Origin of the sequence: Leptolyngbya sp. CCNP1308 (assembly GCF_034932455.1) — a bacterium.
GTDB lineage: Bacteria > Cyanobacteriota > Cyanobacteriia > Phormidesmidales > Phormidesmidaceae > Nodosilinea.
The window spans coordinates 41001-60367 of sequence record NZ_JAYGIH010000109.1 but is presented as its reverse complement, the minus strand read 5'-3'; the positions used below and the strand labels follow the sequence as shown (position 1 = coordinate 60367).

Below are 19367 nucleotides of genomic sequence, written 5' to 3'. Positions count from 1 at the left end.
ATTAAGCGATCTACTGCGCCAATCCATTGCGCCAATCCATTACGCTGCTATGCCACATTGCTTGCGCCAATACGGTTGCCCTCTAACCGGGCTTCGTGTAGTTTATCGCTGCGGGGAATGGGAATACCATTCAACTAGCTAAAGCAGGCATTTGAAGGGGCACCAGTGCTTTATGCAGCACGCTGGGCTTAGCGCTGAGATAAATTTCTTGACGAGTGCCTTCGTTGTAGCCAATAACGACAGCGCCTATGGTTATGCCGAGTTCTGGGTCCATGTCTTCGCGCATGTCTCCCTCATCTAAAAAGTCGGGGATTTTAATTAACCCTTTGGCAGGGGACTCATCAAGATTCACAAAAACTCCAAAGGGCGCGTGGAAACCTCCAGAATGCCTTCCCCGCGGTTGACCAGACTGCATAATTGTCGTATCCGCCAAGGATAATAGTCTTCAACGTAAATTACCCTACTTCGCGCGGCTAAAGGCGATCGCCGCCGCAATGATTAAGCTGAGTAATGCCAGAGGCACCCAGAGGTCATTTGCCATCATCATGGGGCTACACCGTGTAGAGCGTGGGTGAACTGCCATGACTGTATCCGACCGGGCGATCTTTTTACAGGAGCGCACCCCCCTCAGCGTATTGCCCCAGGCGACTCTAGAGCCCCTCGCCCAAGCCCTCCAGCCCATCACCCTCGCCGCCGGAGAAACCGTCGTCGAAGCCGACCAACCTCCCCAGGGGCTCTACATTCTCTGGGAGGGCAAGCTCGGCACCGAGGCCACCCTGGGCGGGGCCAGCTTCTTGCCCGGCGCGGTGTTGAACCTGGAGCCCCTGCTGCTCGACCAGCCGGTTGAGAAAACCATTCAAACCCTCAGCGAGAGCACCCTCTGGTTTGTCGATCGCAACCAGTTTCAAACCCTGATACAGCAGCACCCCGACATTTTGCAAACCTTTACCCGGCAGCTGGTAGACGTAGTCAAGCGGCTGTCGTCTGAGGCTGAGCAAGAGCAAGAGCGCCAGGCCATCCTGCGCCCCTACCTGGTGGCCAAGGCCCGGCGGGGGGTAATTGGCCGCAGCCGCTACGCCAATCGGCTGCGGGCGCAGCTGCGCGAAGCGGCGGGCGATCGCAACTCGGTGCTCATCTTTGGCGAACCGGGGCTAGAGAAAGACAACCTGGCGGCCCTAATTCACTTTGGCTCTGAGCAGCGGCGGCTGCCCATCATCAAGGTCAACTGCGGCCAGCTCCAGGCCAGCGGGGCCGACCTGTTTGGCCGGGCGGGGGGGCGCATGGGGCTGCTAGCGGCCCTGGGCGCAGGCACCCTGGTGCTCAACAACCCCAGAGAACTGGGGGCCGATCTAGCGGAAGCTGTGGGCGAGCTGCTAGAGACGGGGCAATATCGCCCCGTCAGCCGCGACGGCGAAACCGTCCCGCCCGTCACCGCCGAAGCCCGCATTATCTTGCTGGCTGAGCAGGCCGTGCCCGCCCTAGACGATCGCGTGGAAGAGACCATCAAGGTGCCGCCCCTGCGGGTGCGCAAGGCCGACATCGAAGACTGGGTCAACTACTACCTCTCGCTGATTAGCCGCCGTCGCAGTACCGGACGGCTGACGCTGACTCCAGAGGCCGTCCGCCGTCTTCAGTCCTACGACTTTCCCGACAACCTGCGCGAGCTAGAGAACCTAGTCGAGCGGGCGGCGGCCCAGCTCTCGGGCGGCGGGCTAATCACCGAAGAGATTATCTGGCCTGCCCAGAGCAAGAAGAAACAGCTGCGGCTGAATTTGCTCAACCGCTACCCCAACCTGCGGCGGTTTTTGCGCAGCCCCTGGTGGCCCGATCGCATCAACTACGGCATCACCCTAGGGCTGTTCGCCGTGGTAATCGCCCTGCTCTGGTTTGGCCCCCAGCAGCGCAGCGAGAATGTGGCGCTAACGGTGTTTTGGGCCTGGTGGTGGCCCCTGGTGCTGCTGAGCTTCCCCTTTGTGGGACGGCTGTGGTGCGCCGTCTGCCCCTTTATGATCTACGGCGAAGTTACCCAGTGGATTTCGCAAAAGCTGTTCCCCGGCAAACTCAAACGCTGGCCCCGGGAGGCGGCAGAGCGCTGGGGGGGCTGGTTTCTCTTTGGCCTATTCACCCTGATTCTGGTGTGGGAAGAGGTGTGGAATTTGGAAGATGCCGCCTACCTCTCCGCCTGCCTGCTGCTGCTGATTACCGCCGGGGCGATGATCTTCTCGGCTCTGTTTGAGCGGCGGTTTTGGTGCCGCTACCTGTGCCCCATCGGCGGCATGAACGGCATGTTTGCCAAACTCTCGATCACCGAGCTGCGGGCGCAGCAGGGCACCTGCTCGGCAGAATGCACCACCTACCAGTGCTACAAGGGCGGCCCCCAAAAAGGCGAGGGCCAGGAAACCAACGGCTGCCCCCTGTACTCGCACCCGGCCCAGCTCGAAGACAACCGCGACTGCGTGCTCTGCATGACCTGCCTCAAGGCCTGCCCCCACCGCTCGGTCGAGCTAAACCTGCGCCCCCCCGGCATTGAGCTGTGGACGACGCACCGGCCCCGCGCGTCTGAGGTGGCGCTGATGTTTCTGCTGCTGGGGGCGGTTTACCTGCACCGCCTGCCCGAGATCCAGACCCAGTTGGGCATTCAGCTGCCGCTCGATACGGTGGTGGGCCACAGCCTGGTGGCCTTTGGGGTGCTGGCGCTGCCCGCCCTGCTGCCCCTCAGCGTCGAAGGCGGGCAGTGGCTCTGGCGCAAAACCCAGGGGCTGCCCCGGCGTCCGGCGGTGCGCCTGGCCTACGGCTATCTGCCCCTGGTGTGGGCCGCCAACCTGGCCCACTATCTGCGCCTAGGTCTGGGGGAGGGCGGGCGCATTTTGCCCGTGTCTTTGGCCACCTTTGGGGCCTCAGGGGTGAATCTGCCGGTTTGGGTTGCCCACCCCGCAGTGGTAGCCTTTCTCCAGGGTGTGACGCTGCTGCTGGGCATGGCGCTGTCGGTGTGGCTGACGGTCAAAATCTGTCGCCAATCTGGCCCCCAGCGGTGGATTCAGCACACCTGCACCGGGCTGTTGGGGCTGAGCCTGTGGTGGCTAATTCCGGGATTTTGAGTAGATTAAATTTAGGGCTGTAGCCCCTGTCGATTTAGCCGCATCTACCATGTAAAGTTTCAATGTCAGATTGGCCCCCGGTAGTGCCCCCCACAGTCACCCCCCGGTCAAGTCTGGTAGGGTACTGCTACCTTAAACCCAAGCATCTATAGCCCCCAGCACACGCATCCATAAACCCGCCGTCCGGTGGTCCTTTGCCGGTCGTTCCCTCCAGGTCGTCACCTCGTCCCGAGTTCCTTTTCATCGGTTTCGCCCATGTTCCAGGAAAGTTCGCTGGACTTCAAGCTGGTTCAGCGCGTCTGTCTGCTGCAGCAGGCCCTTGACCAGGCCAGAGAGTCTATCGAAGACATGCAGGAGCAGGTGGAAAATCACCAGATGCTCCAGGCCCATCTCGCCCAGACTGAAGAATATTCCAACGTTCAGCAAAAGATTATTGTCAACCTCAAGCAGCAGCTCGAGGCCAAAGACGAGTGGCAAGCCCAGGTGTTTGAACAGCTGCTGGCCGGGGTGAAGGGGCTGGTGGCTGACCAACAGCTGGAGCTAGAGCGGCTGCGATCGCGCATTCACCAGGGCCAGTCTGAGGTGCAAGACTACCTGGTGCGCCTGAAGAACTATTACCAGAGCCTGGCCCTGGGCCGCGCCCCCTCGCAAGATCTAGATTTGAACTCTGAGGTGATGATCGCGCGATCGCTCACCGTCAGCCTCAGCAGCCAGCTCCAGGCGGCCCAGCAGCACATTCAGCACCTCGACAACACCCTCACCCGCCACCAGGTGACTTTGGCCCGCATGCAGGCCTACACTAACGGCGGCAGCCAGGGTGTGGGCGGGCCAGTCGAGTCGTCTACTGCCCCCCTGGCCCTGGCTCCGGTGGGCCAGTCCCAATCCTTAGAGGAAGGCCAATCGTTAGATAACGACCCCATCGCCCTCAAGGCCATCGTTGAGGCCCAGCGGCAAAAAATTGCCGAACTCAGCAGCGAGCTAGGGCAGCAGTTTCACCAGCAAACCAGCCTCAAATACCGCTGCCAGGCGATCGCCGCCGAGCGCGACGGCCTCAAGCAGCGAGCCGTGGCCCTCAGCCTAGAGAACGAAGCGCTGCAGGAGCAGATCTGGCATCAGGAGCTAGATAGCGTGGGGTGATGAAAGTTTTGAGTGTTGAGTTTTGAATTAGCCGGAAAGCCTGAATTCAAAATTTTCCCTGGTACATAAACCTGCCGTTCAGGAGGTTTGAAACGCTGACACCCTGAAGATTGTTCATTTTTAACGTTGCATTTTGAACTCCGCGTAGCGGCCGGCACTAGTGCGCTTCCCCTAGGCGATCGGGCAACACCTCTTCCAGCAGCGGCGTCAGAGTATTTTTCAGCTGTCCGGCGCGAATGAACTCGGCGTAGGTATCCGACTCGATCGCCAGCAGTTCTTCCCGCAGCTGCTCGGAGGCGTACTCGCGAATGCTGTCGTTTTGCTGCTCTAGGGTGGCCAGTTTCTCTTTGACTTCGTGGAGCTGCCCTTGCACCAGGGCCATCTGGTAGCCGATGAACTCGGGGTCAAACTCTTCGTTGACCTTCATATCCTCTAGGCGCTGCATGACGCGGGTGAGGGCGACGCGGTGGGCGGCCATTTGGCTGTACTCCACCCGCATGGGCTGATCGCCCAGCAGGCCCAGATATTCTAGCAGGGGTTTGGTGGTCAGCCCCTGCACCAGCAGGGTAAACAGCATGACGCCAAAGACGATGGAGATGACTTCCTGGCGATCGCTCAATATGACCGGCACGCTCAGGGCCAGAGCCACCGAGACCGACCCCCGCAGCCCGCCCCACCAGAGAACGATCTGGCCCTTCACTGGCAAATCCATCTCGGGGCCGGTGACAGCGTTGCTGAGGGCACCGAGGGCAAAAATGCTGACGGCGCGGGCGGCAATCATCAGGGCGATCGCAATCAAAATCTTGTCTAGCTCGTCAATCAGCCCTTGAAACTGCACCTGATCACCGATCAGCAAAAACACGATGGAGTTGATGAAAAACGACATAAACTCCCAAAACTCAGACACCACCAGGCGGGTGCGGGGGTTCATGCCAATGCGCGAGCCAAAGTTGCCGAGAATTAGCCCGGTAGTCACCACCGCGATTACGCCCGAGCCGCCCAGTTCCTCCGCCACCAGGTAGGTGCCGTAGGCCGACACCAATGTCAGCGACTGCTCCACTAGGGGAATGTCGAACCGCTGGGTGAGAAACGACAGGCCAAAGCCAATTAGCCCGCCGATGCTGATGCCAACCCCAGCAAACACCAAAAAGCGCGCTACCGTCACCGAGACATCGAACTGCTCTAGCCCCAGGGCAATGCCGAGCAGCAGGTTAAAGGCCACCACCGCCACGCCGTCGTTAAACAGGCTTTCGCCCTCCATCACGGTGGTCAGCTTTTTATCGACCCCCAGTTCGCGGAATAGGGCCACTACAGATACAGGGTCGGTGGCAGACAAGCTAGCCCCTACCAGCAGCGCCGTCGCCAGGGATGCCCCCGCGAAGGTCTGCAAGCCCCACACCAGGCTAGCGACGCAGATCACCACGCCGACGATCGCATACAGCACGACGGGCACCGCGTACTGCTTTAAACGTTTCCAGTTGAGGTTCCAGGCGGCCTCAAACAGCAGCGGCGGCAAAAAGATAAACAAAATCAGCTGGGGCGACAGGTTGATCAATCGCACATCCAGCACCGCCAGACCCAGGCCGACCAGCAGCAGCAGCAGGGTGTAGGGAATGTTGCGCAGCACGCTAAACACCCGCGACAGGGTAGCGACCCCCAGCGACACCGACAGCACCAGGCAAAACTGGCGCAGGTGCTGCTCAATGGCGGGGTCTTCGAGGGCTGGCTCAACGGCAATGAAAAAATCCATGGGATGCTGATCCTGAGTTCTACGGCGCGACGGCTACACCACTGAAATAAATGAGAACTGTTTTTTGGCTACCACCGTAGCATTTAGCTAAGAGCAGGCCAGGGACGATTACCCAAAGCGCCTAGAATTTTCGGAGATTCGACGGCGATCGCCGCCGAATAGGCTAAATTCAGAGATCCCGCCCCCAAGATATCAGACATCACAATTTTTCTCGAATACTGTTGGCCTGAGACAACAGCGCTTCCGCAAAGGACAACGATTGCTGGTGCGACTCACCCCCGGCCAGCTGGGCCAGTTCCTCCTGCCGTTCGGTGGGCGACAGCGGCAGCACCCGCACCACCGTGCGCTCGCCCTCGCCATCTGCGGCCTTGCGGCCCTTCGCCACCACCGCTTCCACCACCTGCTTACCGACGCGAAAGTGGGCATCGGCCAGGGCCGCCACCATGGGCTGGTGGGTGACGCAGAGCACCTGGTGCTGGCGACCGAGCTGGTAGAGCTTTTCGGCGATCGCCTGGGCCACCCGCCCCGACACCCCCACATCGATCTCGTCAAATACCAGCGTGCCCACTGGGTCAACCTGCGAAAAACAGGCCTTCAGCGCCAGCAAAAATCGGCTCATCTCGCCCCCCGAGGCCGTTTCCGCCAGGGGTTGCAGCGGTTCGCCGGGGTTGGGGCTAAACAAAAACCGAATGCCGTCGGCCCCGTTGGCGGTGGGGGCAATGGGCTTGAGTTCGACTTCGAACTGCACTCGATCCATGGCCAGGGGTTTGAGTTCGTCGACCAGGCGCGTCTCTAGCTTTTGGGCGACGCCCTGGCGCAGCTGGGTTAGTTTGGCGCAGGCATCCCCCAAGATCTCCTGGGTCTTCTCGACCTCGGCTTCCAGAGCCTCAATGGATTGCCCTTCTCCCGACAGCTCAGCTAAGGATTGAATCACCTCGTCGCGGTAGGCCACCAGCTCGGGCAGGGTGCGGCTAAAGCGGCGGCACAGGGCTTTGAGCTGGCGCATGCGTTCTTCGACTTCTTCGAGCCGCTGGGGGTCGGCCTCGACGCTGGCCCCGTAGGCGTTGATGGCGCGCCCGGCTTCTTCGATCTGGGTGAGGGCTTCGCTGACCATGCCCAAAATCGAGGTAATGGCCGGGTCATAGCGCTCCATGTCGATCAAAATGGCTTCGGCTTTGCCCAGCAGGTCGGCGCCGGCGCTTTCCCCCGCATCGCTCTCGTAGAGAATTTGGTAGGCGGCGTAGCTGTTTTGCTGTAGGTCGACGCTGTGGTTGAGGCGATCGTGCTCCTGGGCGAGAAGATCTAGCTCATTGGGATCGTCGAGCTGGGCCTGCTCTAGGTCTTGGCAGTGCATTTTTAGCAGCTCGAGCTGGTCGCGGCGCTGCTGGTCGGCCTTGCGGCGGGTTTCCAGCCTTTTTTTGGCCTGGGCTGCTGCATCGTAGGCTGTGGCGACCCGCTGGCGTTGGGCCACCAGGGGGGCACCACCAAAGCCGTCGAGCCACTCCCGCTGGCGATCGCCCGAGCCGAGCAGCACCGTTTGCCCCTGGGCGGTAATTTCGACCAGCTTTTGCCGCAGCCCCTCTAGCTGGGGTCGGGTGGCGGGGCTGCCGTTGAGAAAGGAGCGGCTGCGTAGGGTCTTGCCCAGGGTCAGCTCTCGCCGCAGCACGAGGGTACCGTCAGCGGCGGGGAACTCCTGCTCGGCTAGCCAGGTGTGGATGTCTTTGGGTACGTCAAAGGTGGCTTCTACCAGGGCTTTTTGGCTGCCCGATCGCACCAGCCGCTGGTTGGCCTTGCCTCCCAGCGCCGCGTCGATGGCGTCGAGAATGATCGATTTGCCCGCGCCGGTTTCGCCGGTCAGCACGTTTAGCCCCGCCTCTAGCCGCAGATCGAGGTGATCGATCAGGGCAAAGTTCTCGATGTGCAGGGCCGTTAGCATGGGGGCAGCATGTTAGTACCCACGTATTTTAATTGGAACTCCTGTGGATACGCCGCTGAAAGTGCGTAAGATTTAAGCGGCTCGCCGTTTCTCAGGTAGGGCAAACATGGCGCTTGCGTTATTTGACTCGGTGGCAACGTTGCAACCTATTGATGTGGCTCGGCTGACGCTAGTAGAGCCCGTAGAGGGGGCTGCTGAGCAGTTAGCGCGAGGGCAGGTGGGTACGGTGGTGGATGTGGTTGACCAGGATGAGAGCAAGCAATATCTGGTAGAGGTTGCTGACCTGGAGGGGCGCGAATATGCGATGGCATATTTGATGGAGTCGGAACTGCTGCTGCTGCATTACCAGTTCACTGCTGCATAGTGTTCTTGATTAGGCAATAGTTGCGAGGGGGTGGTCCCTAATTTAAGAGAGGTGAGCCATACTATGGGCTGAAACCTCACAGTTGCTGGTGCCGCTTATGCCTCTGGAGTGGAGTGTGCTGATTCGGGCTATAGCAGTTCCTGCTTCGGTGCTCAAAGGGCCTGTTACGGCTCAGGTAAACCGCAACGAAACGGTCATCAAGCTGCTCCAGAACTTTGACCTTGACCCGTATCATCCACCGGAAGAGTTTCAGGGTGTGTATGCCTATGCTCTGGTGGAATATGGCGTGGGCAAGCCTGAACCGATGCTGGAGCTGTTGCGGCGAGAAGAGTTTCGGCAGATTTTTTTTGATGCCTTCAACAACAACTCGTTTCAATAGCTTTTTCAAGAAGGCGAACAGTTCGTTGACTTGTATGCAAGCGGCAAAATCACCGATGCCATTGAGGTAGCAGCCTGGAGAGAGGCAAACGTTGATCCGAAACGAGAGTTTTTTCACTTCAGCAGTGTTTTTATTGAGGTTGCGAAACGGACACGAACGCCTAAAGAAGCTCTGCAAGACCACAAGATAGATAGCTTACGGCGAGGCATAGCTGACTTGCAGCAACAGATCGCACGTCAACCCACCTTAGAAGCTATTCGGACTGAAATCGCGCGGTTAGCTGACAACTCATTACATGCATTGCCTGCATCGGAGTCTGAGCGATGTAAAGCCTATGCCTTGTCTCAGCAAATGAAAGGCTGGTTTGAAACGCTCGACTATAGCTTTGAACCCTACGAGATCTGGGAAGACGATTACTTTGAGTGGATCTTGCAGATTCCAGCACGACGGGGCTTTGACCGGGTGCTGGTGCGAGGCATTGCCGGTGTTGCCGAGATGAGTGATGTGGAGGGACTGCGGCAATCGGTTGAGGCCCAAAAGGCCGATGAAGGATGGCTAGTGACGGCTCGCCGCAAAAGCCCCCTAGCAGAGGAGCAGATTGATCAAGCGCGTGACTTGTTTTGCTACACCTTTGACGAGCTTTTGGATGAGAATGCCGATTTCAGCACCTATCTAGACTGGTTAGAAGCAGAAGTCAAGCAGCGAAAGGTTGATCAGTACTACATTCCGCTCGGCTGCCAGAAAGATGAGTTTGACCCCATCACTCAACGAAAATTAGGGGTGAGTCGGTTTGCTGAAGAAAAAGGTGGCATTGATGCCTACATTAATCAGTGGTTGGATGACCCCAACAAAGAACACATTTCTATTTTGGGGGAGTTTGGCACGGGCAAAACCTGGTTTTCGCTGCACTATGCCTGGACTGCGCTGCAAGCCTACCGTAAGGCAAAAGATGAAGGGTTAGAACGCCCCCGCCTACCGCTGGTGATTACCCTACGCGACTATGCTAAAGCGCTGGATTTAGAAAACGTGATAGCCGGGTTCTTCTTTAGTAAGCACAACATTCGTCTGACCAGCAATGTATTTAACCAGCTCAACCGCATGGGGAAACTGCTGCTAATTTTTGATGGGTTTGATGAAATGGCGGCGCGGGTCGATCGGCAGCAGATGATCAACAACTTTTGGGAACTGGCACAGGCGGTGGTGCCGGGAGCCAAAGCCATTTTGACCTGTCGCACGGAGCATTTCCCAGAGGCTAAGGAGGGGAGATCGCTTTTGAACGCCGAACTAAAAGCATCTACGGCAAACCTGACTGGAGAATCACCGCAGTTTGAAGTGCTGGAGTTAGAAAAGTTTAGCGACGACCAAATTCAGCGAGTCTTTTCGTTTAAGGCCAATGAGCAAACCGTGATTCAGGTAATGAGGAATCCGCAACTGCTGGATTTGGCCCGTCGCCCGGTGATGACCGAACTAATTTTGGCCGCGCTGCCCGATATCGAAGCGGGTAAACCTATTGACTTGGCGCGGGTATATCTCTATGCCGTGCGTCACAAAATGCAGGAAGACATTCGCAATGGTCGCACCTTTACCTCTCTGGCCGATAAGCTCTACTTCCTGTGTGAGCTGTCGTGGGAAATGCTCTCGACCGAAAAGATGTCGATTAACTATCGCCTGATCCCTGACCGCATCAGGCGGTTATTTCCTAATGTCGTGCAGGAAGACAAGACCCTGGATCACTGGCACCACGACATGATGGGCCAGACGATGCTGATTCGTAATGCCGATGGCGACTATAGCCCAGCCCACCGATCGCTGCTGGAGTTTTTTGTGGCCTACAAGCTCGTAGCGCAGTTGGGCGTGCTGGCTGATGATTTTACTGAAGTGGCCCGAGAGCAGTCTCATCTAGCTAGCACCGACCCGCAATTTTATACTTGGTCGGGCTATTTCAAGCGCCAGATGGGCGAGAACGATGAACCGGTTGCTATTACCCCCCTCAGCCAATTTGAGTTGGATGATTTAAGTGACTTAAGCCTTATTTTGGTCGATGCACCTCTGGCAAAAGCCGTGCTGGATCTGGCAGTACCGATGCTGAATGACCAGGTGATGACCGCACGCCTGCTGGATTTAGTGCGAACCACCCGTGGCAAAACAGTGGCTGAGGTTCAGTACTTTGGGGGCAATCTCATCACGCTGCTGACTCGATGCAATCGGTTTGCTTTAGAGTACAGTGATTTGTCTGAAACCGTGATTGCAGGCGTCAATTTTGCCAACATCAGTCTGCGCTGGGTCAACGGGGTAAATAGCACCTTTGACCGGGTGCTGTTTAACAAGGTTTTAGGAACGGTTCATGCCGTTGTTTTTAGCCCCGATGGGCAGTTGCTTGCCATTGGCGATAGTGACGGTCGAGTTCAGCTTTGGGAGGCCGCCACGGGGCGAGTGCTGTGGATACGACAAGACCATACGAGTTGGGTCACTTCAGTGAGCTTTAGCCCCGATGGGGAGCGCATTGTCAGCGGCAGTTTGGACAATACGATGCGGCTGTGGGGTGTGGCGGGCCAGGCCATCGGCGAACCCTTTGAGGGCCATACAAGTTTTGTCTTGTCAGTGGGCTTTAGCCCGGATGGCCAGCGCATTGTCAGCGGCAGTTATGACCAGACGATGCGGCTATGGGATGCCAAAACGGGTGAATGTCTGCAAGTCATTGATATGCGCCTGTGTGTGGGGTTGCAGTTCGCTGGCGCAACCGGGTTGACCGAGGCGCAGCGCATTGTCTTACAGGGGCTGGGGGCAATTGATGAGTAGAGCAGCACTCACTTAACACCTCAAGCCACGTGGGGTACATTCCCGACACATAAATCCGCGCAAAGTTCAAAAGTAGGGTGGGCACTGCCCACCACCCCACTCGTTCACCCACCATCAACCCCTCCCCTCAAATATTCAGTGATGGTATAAGGCAGACCGTAAGCGGTGCTCACCCAACCTATCTAGCTTGCGATTCCTTCGGATAGCTTCGCGAACGCATGGGTAAAAGGTGGGCAGTGCCCACCCTACAGCGGTCTACGTTTTTGTCGCCAACGCGAAGCAAGTACATCCCAGCGCAAATCAAGTACGAGCGATGCTCTAGAGCGGCTTCGCCAACGCGAACCAAGCACACCCCAGCGCGAACCAATTACGGGCGATTCTCCGCTGGAGAGGCTTCGCCAACGCGAACTAAGTACACTCCAGCGCGAGGCAAGTCCCACGGCGGTGGGCTTTACCCACTACGCCATCGACATCCACAGCTGCCGCTATCACAACTACGGCGAATGGCCGGCCGGGTCAACCGAATCTATAGAAAAGGTGATCCAAATCCACCTTGGGAGATAGAAAGACGCTACATTTGTTACATAAAGTAAAGAAGACCCTCAGGTGGATTCCGCCCGTGCTACCCGTTATTGTTGTCGAATCACTGGTTTCGCCGTTTAAGTTTTGGCATGGGAATATCCATAGCGGTATGCTCTACCGCAACGACTTTTTTGCCTGTGTGCAACAGTTTTCGGTGGATGATCGCAGCCGCGCCTATGCTCGCGCCATAGAGGAAGGCAAGCCAGGATACAAGGTCTGCATCACCGTCTCCAAAACCACCTACACCGTCTGGGTAGAAATGCGATCGCGCCTGCCTTACCCTGCCAACGATACGGTTCTAGGCCCCTCGGGCGACTCTGCAATTGTTGATGAGCCTGTCGAGAGCTGCGTAACAGCCTAGGGCAACACAGTGCAGTGCCCTACGTGATTCCTGTTTTGAATCGAGTTTCTCGATTGGGGATTTCGTATTCAACAAATTCGTATCCAGCAAAATGGTACGGCTCATCCAGTTGGGGTGCCGCCGGGTTCAGCAAAATCCAAATCTGCCCTTGGCCCAGGGCCACCCCCCACCAGAGCGGGCCAGGCATAGATGGGAACCCGAAGGCTCTCTCAATTGACAGACGCCGATCGGGGGAAGTAGGGCGGTCACTACCGGGGATTCGTGAGTCAAACCGTTACAATAGTTTACGGGAATGCTTCAGGCTGCGGTCTTTGATTCCTCGGTTCCCTTACTCTTCTCTGAGCGTGCTATGGCATTAGACACCAACCAGAATTCGGCTCAGCGCTTCGGTGGCTCCATCGACATTATCGATGCTGAGGTGATCGACGCTGAAGTCATTGCGGTAACCGAGGAAGTGCTGCCTGCGCCGCTGCCCGACCCCGCCGCACCGCGCACGCTGGCTACCAAGGCCCAAGATCCCTTCGTGTCGTTTGGCTATGACCCAGAGGCGATCGCCGCCCACTACCGCCGCCGCCCCCTTCAGGTTTGGGCACGGTTTGTCGGCATCTTCTTGCCGCTGATCAGTTTCTTCGCCCAGCTATGGCTCGATGCCCGCGCCGGTCGCAGTGCTCAAAACGAGGTCAAGCGGGCGGCCCAGCTGCGCACCATGCTCACCAAACTTGGCCCCGCCTACATCAAAATTGGCCAGGCCCTCTCCACCCGGCCCGACCTGGTGCCACCGATTTTTCTCGAAGAGCTGACCACGCTGCAAGACCAGATTCCGCCCTTCCCTAACGCCACGGCCTACCGCTTTATTGAAGAAGAGCTGGGCGCACCCCCCAGCCAGATCTACGCCGAAATTTCTGAAAACCCGATCGCGGCGGCGTCCCTTGGCCAGGTTTACAAAGGCAAACTGCACAGCGGCGAAGACGTAGCGATTAAGGTGCAGCGCCCCGGCCTGGCCCGCAGCATTGCCCTCGACCTGCACATTCTGCGGGGGCTGGCCCGCTTCGCCACCAACCGCATTAGCCAGATTCGCAGCGACCTGGTCGCCATTATGGATGAGTTTGGCGAGCGCATCTTTGAGGAGATGGACTACACCCACGAGGGCGAAAACGCCCAGCGGTTTGCCAAACTCTACGGCCACATTGCCGACATCTACGTGCCCCACATTTACCCCCAGTACACCGCCCGCCGGGTGCTGACCATGGAGTGGATTGAGGGCACCAAGCTCACCAATATCGACAAGCTCAACAGTCTGGGCATCGACGCCACTCACCTGATCGACGTGGGGGTGCAGTGTTCGCTGCGACAGCTGCTCGAGCACGGTTTCTTTCACGCCGACCCCCACCCCGGCAACCTGCTGGCTATGGCCGACGGCAAGCTGGCCTACCTCGACTTTGGCATGATGAGCGAGGTCAAGCCCTACCAGCGCTACGGCCTGATTGAGGCGGTGGTGCACATGGTCAACCGCGACTTTGAGGGGCTGGCCAATGACTACGTTAAGCTGGAATTTCTCACCCCCGACACCGACCTGACGCCGATTATTCCGGCCCTGGCCAACGTGTTTAGCAATGCCCTGGGGGCCAGCGTCGCCGAGCTGAACTTTAAGAGCATTACCGACGAATTTTCGGCGCTGATGTATGAGTACCCGTTTCGGGTGCCCGCCTACTACGCGCTGATCATTCGCTCGCTGGTGACGCTGGAGGGGATTGCGATCAACGTGGATCCTGAGTTTAAGGTATTGAGCAAGGCCTACCCCTACGTGGCCAAGCGCCTGCTGACCGACCCCTCACCGCAGCTGCGGGCCTCGCTGCAAGATCTATTATTTAAAGACGGCAGCTTTCGCTGGAACCGGCTGGAGAATTTGCTGCGCAACGCCCGCAGCAGCGATGACTACGATATGGATCGGCTGATTGACCAGACCCTGGAGTTTTTGTTCTCAGACCGGGGCTCGTTTTTGCGCGATCGCATCGTCTCTGAACTGGTCAACGGCCTCGACAGCTTTGGCCAAAGCACTGTGCAAAACCTCACCACCGCCGTGCAGCGCCGTCTGGGCCTCAAGCCAGATCTGCCCCCTGCGGCCACCGCTGCCCCCAGCGACCTCGACCACCTGCGCCGCATTCTAGATATTTTGAAGGATACCCCTGGATTCGATGCCGCCCAGGTGGCGACCCGAATTCCGACCCTGCTCTTTAAGCCTGAGACCCAGGCGATGGGGCAGCAGGTGGTGGCGGGGCTGGCCCAGCGGGGCTTGGCGCGGCTGATTCGGACACTGTTACTAGAAGGGGAGCCTACGCTGAGTAGCGGTAGCCCTCAGCTCCCTCCTTCCCGTGCTGGAAGGTAGGCAAACCCTGCTTGACCCCTGCCGGGGGTGCATCTAGAGATGGGAGACTACTGGCCAAAGCTAGTACCGCTATGCGGAGTTCAAAATGCAAAATTCAAAGTGAAAAAGCCTTGGGGTACAGGCATTTCAATCATTCTGAACAGTAGGGTCATTTCTGCCGCAGCGTACTAGCGATTTCCCTTACTTAAATTCCTCTCTTTAAAGGGGAATTTGAAGCGGACTCAGCTCCTTCTTTTTCAAGGGGCAGGGGGAATCTCCCAACCGTTGCATACGCCCAAGGCAATCTGCTGTGGACAAACGAATAAACAGACAGAACTCGGTTTCAAACAACGAATCCACCCCGAAATCAATCATCGGGCTGTAATACTTCAAATTGTTAGCCGCTCATTTGTGACAGATGATCTTGTTAACGCTAACAAACTGAGGTAATTCCCATGGCTGATATTGTAGATACTGCCGTAAACGCCGGTTCATTTAGTACTTTGGTGGCTGCTGTTAAAGCCGCTGGCCTAGTCGATACCCTTAAGGGTAAAGGCCCATTCACTGTCTTTGCACCCACCGATGAGGCTTTCGCCAAACTGCCCACAGGTGCCGTAGACGGCCTGCTAAAAGACGTGACCAAGCTCAAGAAAGTCCTCACCTATCATGTCGTTTCTGGCAAGGTGATGGCCGCTGACGTAACCAAAATGAAGTCAGCTACCACCGTTGAAGGCTCTGATGTCAAAATCGACGCCTCCAATGGGGTCAAGGTCAACGACTCCACGGTGACCACCGCTGACGTAGCAGCTGACAATGGTGTAATTCACATCATTGATACGGTGCTCATGCCGGCGTAGATTGTTAGCGATTGGGGGGGCGATCGCCCCCAATCGCTAATCCATGCTGGCATGCAACTTGGACATGAATCTGCTGCCGATCATCCCGGTGCCTTTCTAGACAGGTACTGGGGTGATCGACAGCAGCAATTATTTTTTATATACACTTCGGTTATAGCCGTAACTACTCGGTTGGGATATCCAGAAAACATTCCAACGTCGGAACATTCCAACGTTCCGACGTTGGAATGTTTTAACCAAACTGACGACAATATCTATAAATAGCTTTTGCCGATATCCAGTTGATTAAGACACTTTTGAGGCAAGTCTTTGCCTCAAAGGGCTTTCTGGCAGCAAAATATCCTGACGCTCTGCCCACTTGCAGTCCTAGAAACTTAAAGAATTAGGGAAGGAAACGGGTTCCCAGTCTTCTTTTGCGCCATTTATACGAAATCCAATTTGGTAAACCCCGATTCGCAATCAGGAACCCCGATTTGTAGGGGCGTAGCATGCTACGCCCCTACAAATCGGGGTTTATTCATTCGGGATTTGGTATGAGAAACTTTGGTTTTAATTTTACATAAACTTTTAGAGGGCGTTTGAAAAGTGATTTGCTGTAGTTTTAGTCACCTGCCGATCCCCCCTGCCCCCCTTTAAAAAGGGGGTAAAAGTCCCCCTTTTTAAGGGGGATTTAGGAGGATCTCCACTTTTGCTACAAGAAATAGGACTTTTCAAACATCCTCTTACAGCGATTGGCCTACCGGAACGCACGACAGAGTTGCCGCTCGGGTCAGCAATAGTGCAGTTGTGGAGGCAGGTGAAGCCTTGTTTGGCTCAATTGCAAACAGCTGCTGTTCCGGTGGGCAAGGGCGATCGCGTTGACTAGACGATGGCCGCTAGCGCTCAGCTCGGGTTTACCGCCGCGTCTTGGCGTTTCAGTTCTGGTAACCGCCCCAAAAACCCTTCAACCCTGGGGAAAATAGGAGCTGAACCGCAGTCATCTCTGCCCTACCGTGCGGAATTATCGCGCTGGCGGCTGAAGAATCTGGAGCAATCCTTCGGCTCGGAGAAGCATGCGATCGCCCCTAGAGGCTGCGTGACCAGCACCTTGGCCCCGACGTTGCCCGCCTTCGCCCGGTGGGGCGTAACGTCTTTCTCTCCCATAACCTATGAAAACCTCTACTCGTTTGCCGACTCTAGTCAGCATCAGCTTACTCACCACGGTTCTACTGGCCTGTTCTGCAAAGCCCCCGCTCGCTCCGCCAGAGACGCCCGTTCCCCAGGGCGAGGCGGCCACCCTATCAGGCTGGGCCGACATTTTAGGGCCGATCTCTGCTCCCCCAAACTGGCAGGTCAAGCCCTGCGTCAACGCGGTGCTGCTCTGCGTTGAGGCCAACGGTGAGCTGATTGGCACCGTAGAACGCTTTAGCCATCCCATCAGTGAGGTGCCCGTGCCGGGCGGCTTACCGCTGCCCGAAGGGTCAGAACTTGAGTTTCTCCAGGCCTGGGTGAGCAACCACTACCGCACCATCGAAGCAGACCGACAGGTGGCTGACCCCGCCCTCAAGTTTGTTGCAGAAACGCCGACAGCCATCTCCGTGGGTACCCTGCCTGGGCTCCGCTACGACTACACCATCACCCACCCCAACGGGGCGCTGTTTGATCGCAGCCTGGGCTATGTGACCACCGACGGCACCATGGTTCATGTGTTTGTCACCGGGGTAATCAGCGGCGACCCCAGCGGCTCATTTTCAGACGAAGAGCTGGTAGAAACCTTTACACCCCATCTCAACACCATTATTCAGGGGCTAAAACTATGATGCGAGGCAACATGAAGCAGCTGAAACGGTTGGCCTATTTGGCCCTAGGTCTGGTGCTGGCAACGACCTTGAGCTGGCCGGTGTCTCTCCAGGCCCAGGTAGACCCGACCGCACAGCAAACGAACTGGGCCCAGGCCCAGGCGGTGGATGTGGGGGCGCTGCGATCGCACCTAGCCGCCCAAGACTGGCCCGCCGCCGATGCCGAAACCCGCCGGATTTTAGACCCCTGGATTCATCCCGGTGGCGCGATTCTCGGTACACCGCTGGCGACCAACATTCCCCCCGAGGTGCTGCAAACCCTCGACCGGCTCTGGGTCGAGGCCAGCGGCGGTCGGTTTGGCTTTAGCGTGCAGCAGCAAATTTGGGCTGAGGTGAGAGCCGCGAACCCGGTAGATTCGGCGGTGGCGGCCAAGGCCTTTGGCGATCGCGTCGGCTGGACGCGCCCCCCCGGCATGGCAGACCCCACCTTCATTGCTGGAGAATGGCTAACCGAGTCAGAAATTAACCCATCCCTGGATGCGCCCGTGGGCCACCTGCCCTGGGCCGGGGTGAGCTGGGAGCAAATCGCCAAAATTCTGTCGGTCGAAAGCTGCGGCAGCTGCACCATCGATGCCATGTATTTGCAGGGCGAACGGTTCAACCAGTATCTGCCGCTGCTATTTAGCTGGGTAGACACGGCGCTAGAGCTGCCCGTTCCGGCGATCGGCTCCTGGCAGCAGCCCCAGCTGGCGAGAAGCATCGATCTAAAGTCCCTCTACCCCAACTCTCAGTGCCCAATTCACACCGCGTCTTCGGCCATTAGCCCCAATGGGGCGGTGATTGCGATCGGCAGCTACAGCTACGAGCGATCGTGCAGCCCCGGCGAAAGCGCCCTGGCCCTGTGGAACGCCGAGCGCGGCAACCGCATCATTACCCTGCATCGGGGGCCAGCCCTAGAGGCGGCGGCCCAGGGGAATCCGCCCCAGGAGCCTGCGGGGCAAGGCACTCGCATTGTTGGGGATGTGGCCAATGCCGTGGCGTTTACCCCCGACAGTCAGTTTGTTTTGGCGGGCATGTCCTACGGTGTGGTGCGGCTCTGGTCAGCGACCACGGGTCAGCAGATCCGCACATTTGAGGGGCATCGGTACGCGGTACGGGCGATCGCCATCAGCCCTGATGGACAAACCCTGGCCAGCGCCAGCGCCGACCAAACCCTAAAACTGTGGAACCTGCAAACCGGGCAGCTGTTGCGGACGGTGCCGATGAATGCCGCCGATGGCATGGTGCACACCCTGCGCTTTAGCCCCGACGGGCAGCGGTTGGCCACCGCCACCGACCAAAACACCCTCCAGCTTTGGAATGCCACCACTGGGCAGCTGGTGCGCACCCTGGTGAACCGGGCCACAAACCGCTACCCCCTAATACCTCTGGCCTTTAGCCCCGATGGACAAACCCTGGCCACGGGCGACCGCGACCACAGCGTCAAGCTCTGGAACGCCACCACGGGCGCGCGCCAGATCACCCTCACCGGGCACACCGAGCCCGTCCGGCACCTGGCCTTTAGCCCAGACTCCCAGCGCCTGGCCACCAGCGACGGCACCACGGCCCGCCTGTGGACTCGGCAAGCCAATCTGCCAGCCTATGGGGTGGTTCACACCCTCACCCTCAACCAAAGCGTGGGGCACCCCATTCAGCCAACCAACCTGGGCGAACTGGCCTTTAGTCCCGATGGCCAGACCCTGGCCACCAGCACCCTGCTGCTGCCCCTGGTCGAAAGTGAGCCCATCCCCCGTCAGGGTATTACCCTCTGGTCGGTGGCGACCGGGCAGTCGCTCTCGCAACTCCACGACGTGAGCCAATTTCAGTTCAGCCCCAATGGTCGGTTTTTAATGGCCCAGGGTCAGCGGGTGCAGCTTTGGCATCCCTCCCGGGGCATGGTGCAGTGAAGGGGATGGCTGTTC

14 protein-coding genes are annotated in these 19367 nt (G+C 58.0%); 10 read left to right on the top strand and 4 right to left on the bottom strand.

Annotation, left to right across the window (positions count from 1 at the left end; genetic code table 11):
• Positions 1 to 130 precede the first annotated feature (130 nt).
• Both VB780_RS28295 and VB780_RS28290 read right to left on the bottom strand, forming a co-directional pair.
• Positions 131 to 352, bottom strand: coding sequence for a hypothetical protein (locus VB780_RS28295; protein ID WP_323354537.1), 222 nt, complete (start codon positions 350 to 352; stop codon positions 131 to 133).
• Between the two features lie 108 nt (positions 353 to 460).
• Complete coding sequence (locus VB780_RS28290) at positions 461 to 583, bottom strand: hypothetical protein (RefSeq protein ID WP_255524844.1); 123 nt, start codon at positions 581 to 583, stop codon at positions 461 to 463.
• On the opposite strand from VB780_RS28290, the gene VB780_RS28285 reads away from it, so the two are divergent.
• Positions 582 to 3098, top strand: coding sequence for a cyclic nucleotide-binding domain-containing protein (locus VB780_RS28285; RefSeq protein WP_323354536.1), 2517 nt, complete (start codon positions 582 to 584; stop codon positions 3096 to 3098). The genes VB780_RS28290 and VB780_RS28285 overlap by 2 nt on opposite strands.
• Positions 3099 to 3353: 255 nt before the next feature.
• On the top strand, positions 3354 to 4235 hold the full coding sequence (locus tag VB780_RS28280; RefSeq protein ID WP_323354535.1) for a hypothetical protein: 882 nt from the start codon (positions 3354 to 3356) through the stop codon (positions 4233 to 4235).
• A gap of 157 nt (positions 4236 to 4392) precedes the next feature.
• On the opposite strand, the gene VB780_RS28275 is transcribed toward VB780_RS28280, so the two are convergent.
• A complete protein-coding gene (locus VB780_RS28275; protein ID WP_323354534.1) occupies positions 4393 to 5985 on the bottom strand; it encodes a sodium:proton antiporter in 1593 nt (530 codons plus the stop codon).
• A 199-nt stretch (positions 5986 to 6184) separates the two neighbouring features.
• Positions 6185 to 7921, bottom strand: coding sequence for a DNA repair protein RecN (gene recN / locus VB780_RS28270; protein WP_323354533.1), 1737 nt, complete (start codon positions 7919 to 7921; stop codon positions 6185 to 6187).
• A 106-nt stretch (positions 7922 to 8027) separates the two neighbouring features.
• Between recN and VB780_RS28265 the strand changes: the two genes are divergently transcribed.
• The 8 genes from VB780_RS28265 to VB780_RS28230 all read left to right on the top strand — a co-directional run bounded on the left by VB780_RS28265 (position 8028) and on the right by VB780_RS28230 (position 19352).
• Positions 8028 to 8285, top strand: a complete 258-nt coding sequence (locus VB780_RS28265; protein WP_323354532.1) for a DUF4926 domain-containing protein — start codon at positions 8028 to 8030, stop codon at positions 8283 to 8285.
• A 97-nt stretch (positions 8286 to 8382) separates the two neighbouring features.
• A complete protein-coding gene (locus VB780_RS28260) occupies positions 8383 to 8664 on the top strand; it encodes a hypothetical protein (RefSeq protein WP_323354531.1) in 282 nt (93 codons plus the stop codon).
• A 339-nt stretch (positions 8665 to 9003) separates the two neighbouring features.
• Positions 9004 to 11463 carry an NACHT domain-containing protein gene (locus VB780_RS28255; RefSeq protein ID WP_323354530.1) on the top strand — a complete coding sequence of 820 codons (2460 nt, stop codon included), beginning with the start codon at positions 9004 to 9006 and terminating at the stop codon, positions 11461 to 11463.
• A gap of 619 nt (positions 11464 to 12082) precedes the next feature.
• Positions 12083 to 12406: a hypothetical protein gene (locus VB780_RS28250; RefSeq protein ID WP_323354529.1), complete on the top strand. Its 324-nt coding sequence runs from the start codon at positions 12083 to 12085 to the stop codon at positions 12404 to 12406.
• Positions 12407 to 12755: 349 nt separating this feature from the next.
• Positions 12756 to 14792: an AarF/ABC1/UbiB kinase family protein gene (locus tag VB780_RS28245; RefSeq protein WP_323354528.1), complete on the top strand. Its 2037-nt coding sequence runs from the start codon at positions 12756 to 12758 to the stop codon at positions 14790 to 14792.
• Positions 14793 to 15226: 434 nt separating this feature from the next.
• Positions 15227 to 15628, top strand: coding sequence for a fasciclin domain-containing protein (locus VB780_RS28240; protein WP_323354527.1), 402 nt, complete (start codon positions 15227 to 15229; stop codon positions 15626 to 15628).
• A gap of 1148 nt (positions 15629 to 16776) precedes the next feature.
• Entirely contained in the window at positions 16777 to 17427 is a 651-nt protein-coding gene (locus VB780_RS28235; protein ID WP_323354526.1) for a hypothetical protein, read from the top strand.
• Positions 17424 to 19352, top strand: a complete 1929-nt coding sequence (locus tag VB780_RS28230; RefSeq protein ID WP_323354525.1) for a GUN4 domain-containing protein — start codon at positions 17424 to 17426, stop codon at positions 19350 to 19352. Before VB780_RS28235 ends, VB780_RS28230 begins: the two co-directional genes overlap by 4 nt.
• Positions 19353 to 19367: the final 15 nt, after the last annotated feature.

Excerpts from the sequence above, each read along its gene's own strand:
- VB780_RS28285 (WP_323354536.1), top strand. The coding sequence starts at position 582 with ATGACTGTATCCGACCGGGCGATCTTTTTACAGGAGCGCACCCCCCTC.
- VB780_RS28290 (WP_255524844.1), bottom strand. The coding sequence starts at position 583 with ATGGCAGTTCACCCACGCTCTACACGGTGTAGCCCCATGATGATGGCA.
- VB780_RS28280 (WP_323354535.1), top strand. The coding sequence starts at position 3,354 with ATGTTCCAGGAAAGTTCGCTGGACTTCAAGCTGGTTCAGCGCGTCTGT.
- VB780_RS28275 (WP_323354534.1), bottom strand. The coding sequence starts at position 5,985 with ATGGATTTTTTCATTGCCGTTGAGCCAGCCCTCGAAGACCCCGCCATT.
- recN (WP_323354533.1), bottom strand. The coding sequence starts at position 7,921 with ATGCTAACGGCCCTGCACATCGAGAACTTTGCCCTGATCGATCACCTC.
- VB780_RS28265 (WP_323354532.1), top strand. The coding sequence starts at position 8,028 with ATGGCGCTTGCGTTATTTGACTCGGTGGCAACGTTGCAACCTATTGAT.
- VB780_RS28260 (WP_323354531.1), top strand. The coding sequence starts at position 8,383 with ATGCCTCTGGAGTGGAGTGTGCTGATTCGGGCTATAGCAGTTCCTGCT.
- VB780_RS28245 (WP_323354528.1), top strand. The coding sequence starts at position 12,756 with ATGGCATTAGACACCAACCAGAATTCGGCTCAGCGCTTCGGTGGCTCC.
- VB780_RS28240 (WP_323354527.1), top strand. The coding sequence starts at position 15,227 with ATGGCTGATATTGTAGATACTGCCGTAAACGCCGGTTCATTTAGTACT.
- VB780_RS28235 (WP_323354526.1), top strand. The coding sequence starts at position 16,777 with ATGAAAACCTCTACTCGTTTGCCGACTCTAGTCAGCATCAGCTTACTC.
- VB780_RS28230 (WP_323354525.1), top strand. The coding sequence starts at position 17,424 with ATGATGCGAGGCAACATGAAGCAGCTGAAACGGTTGGCCTATTTGGCC.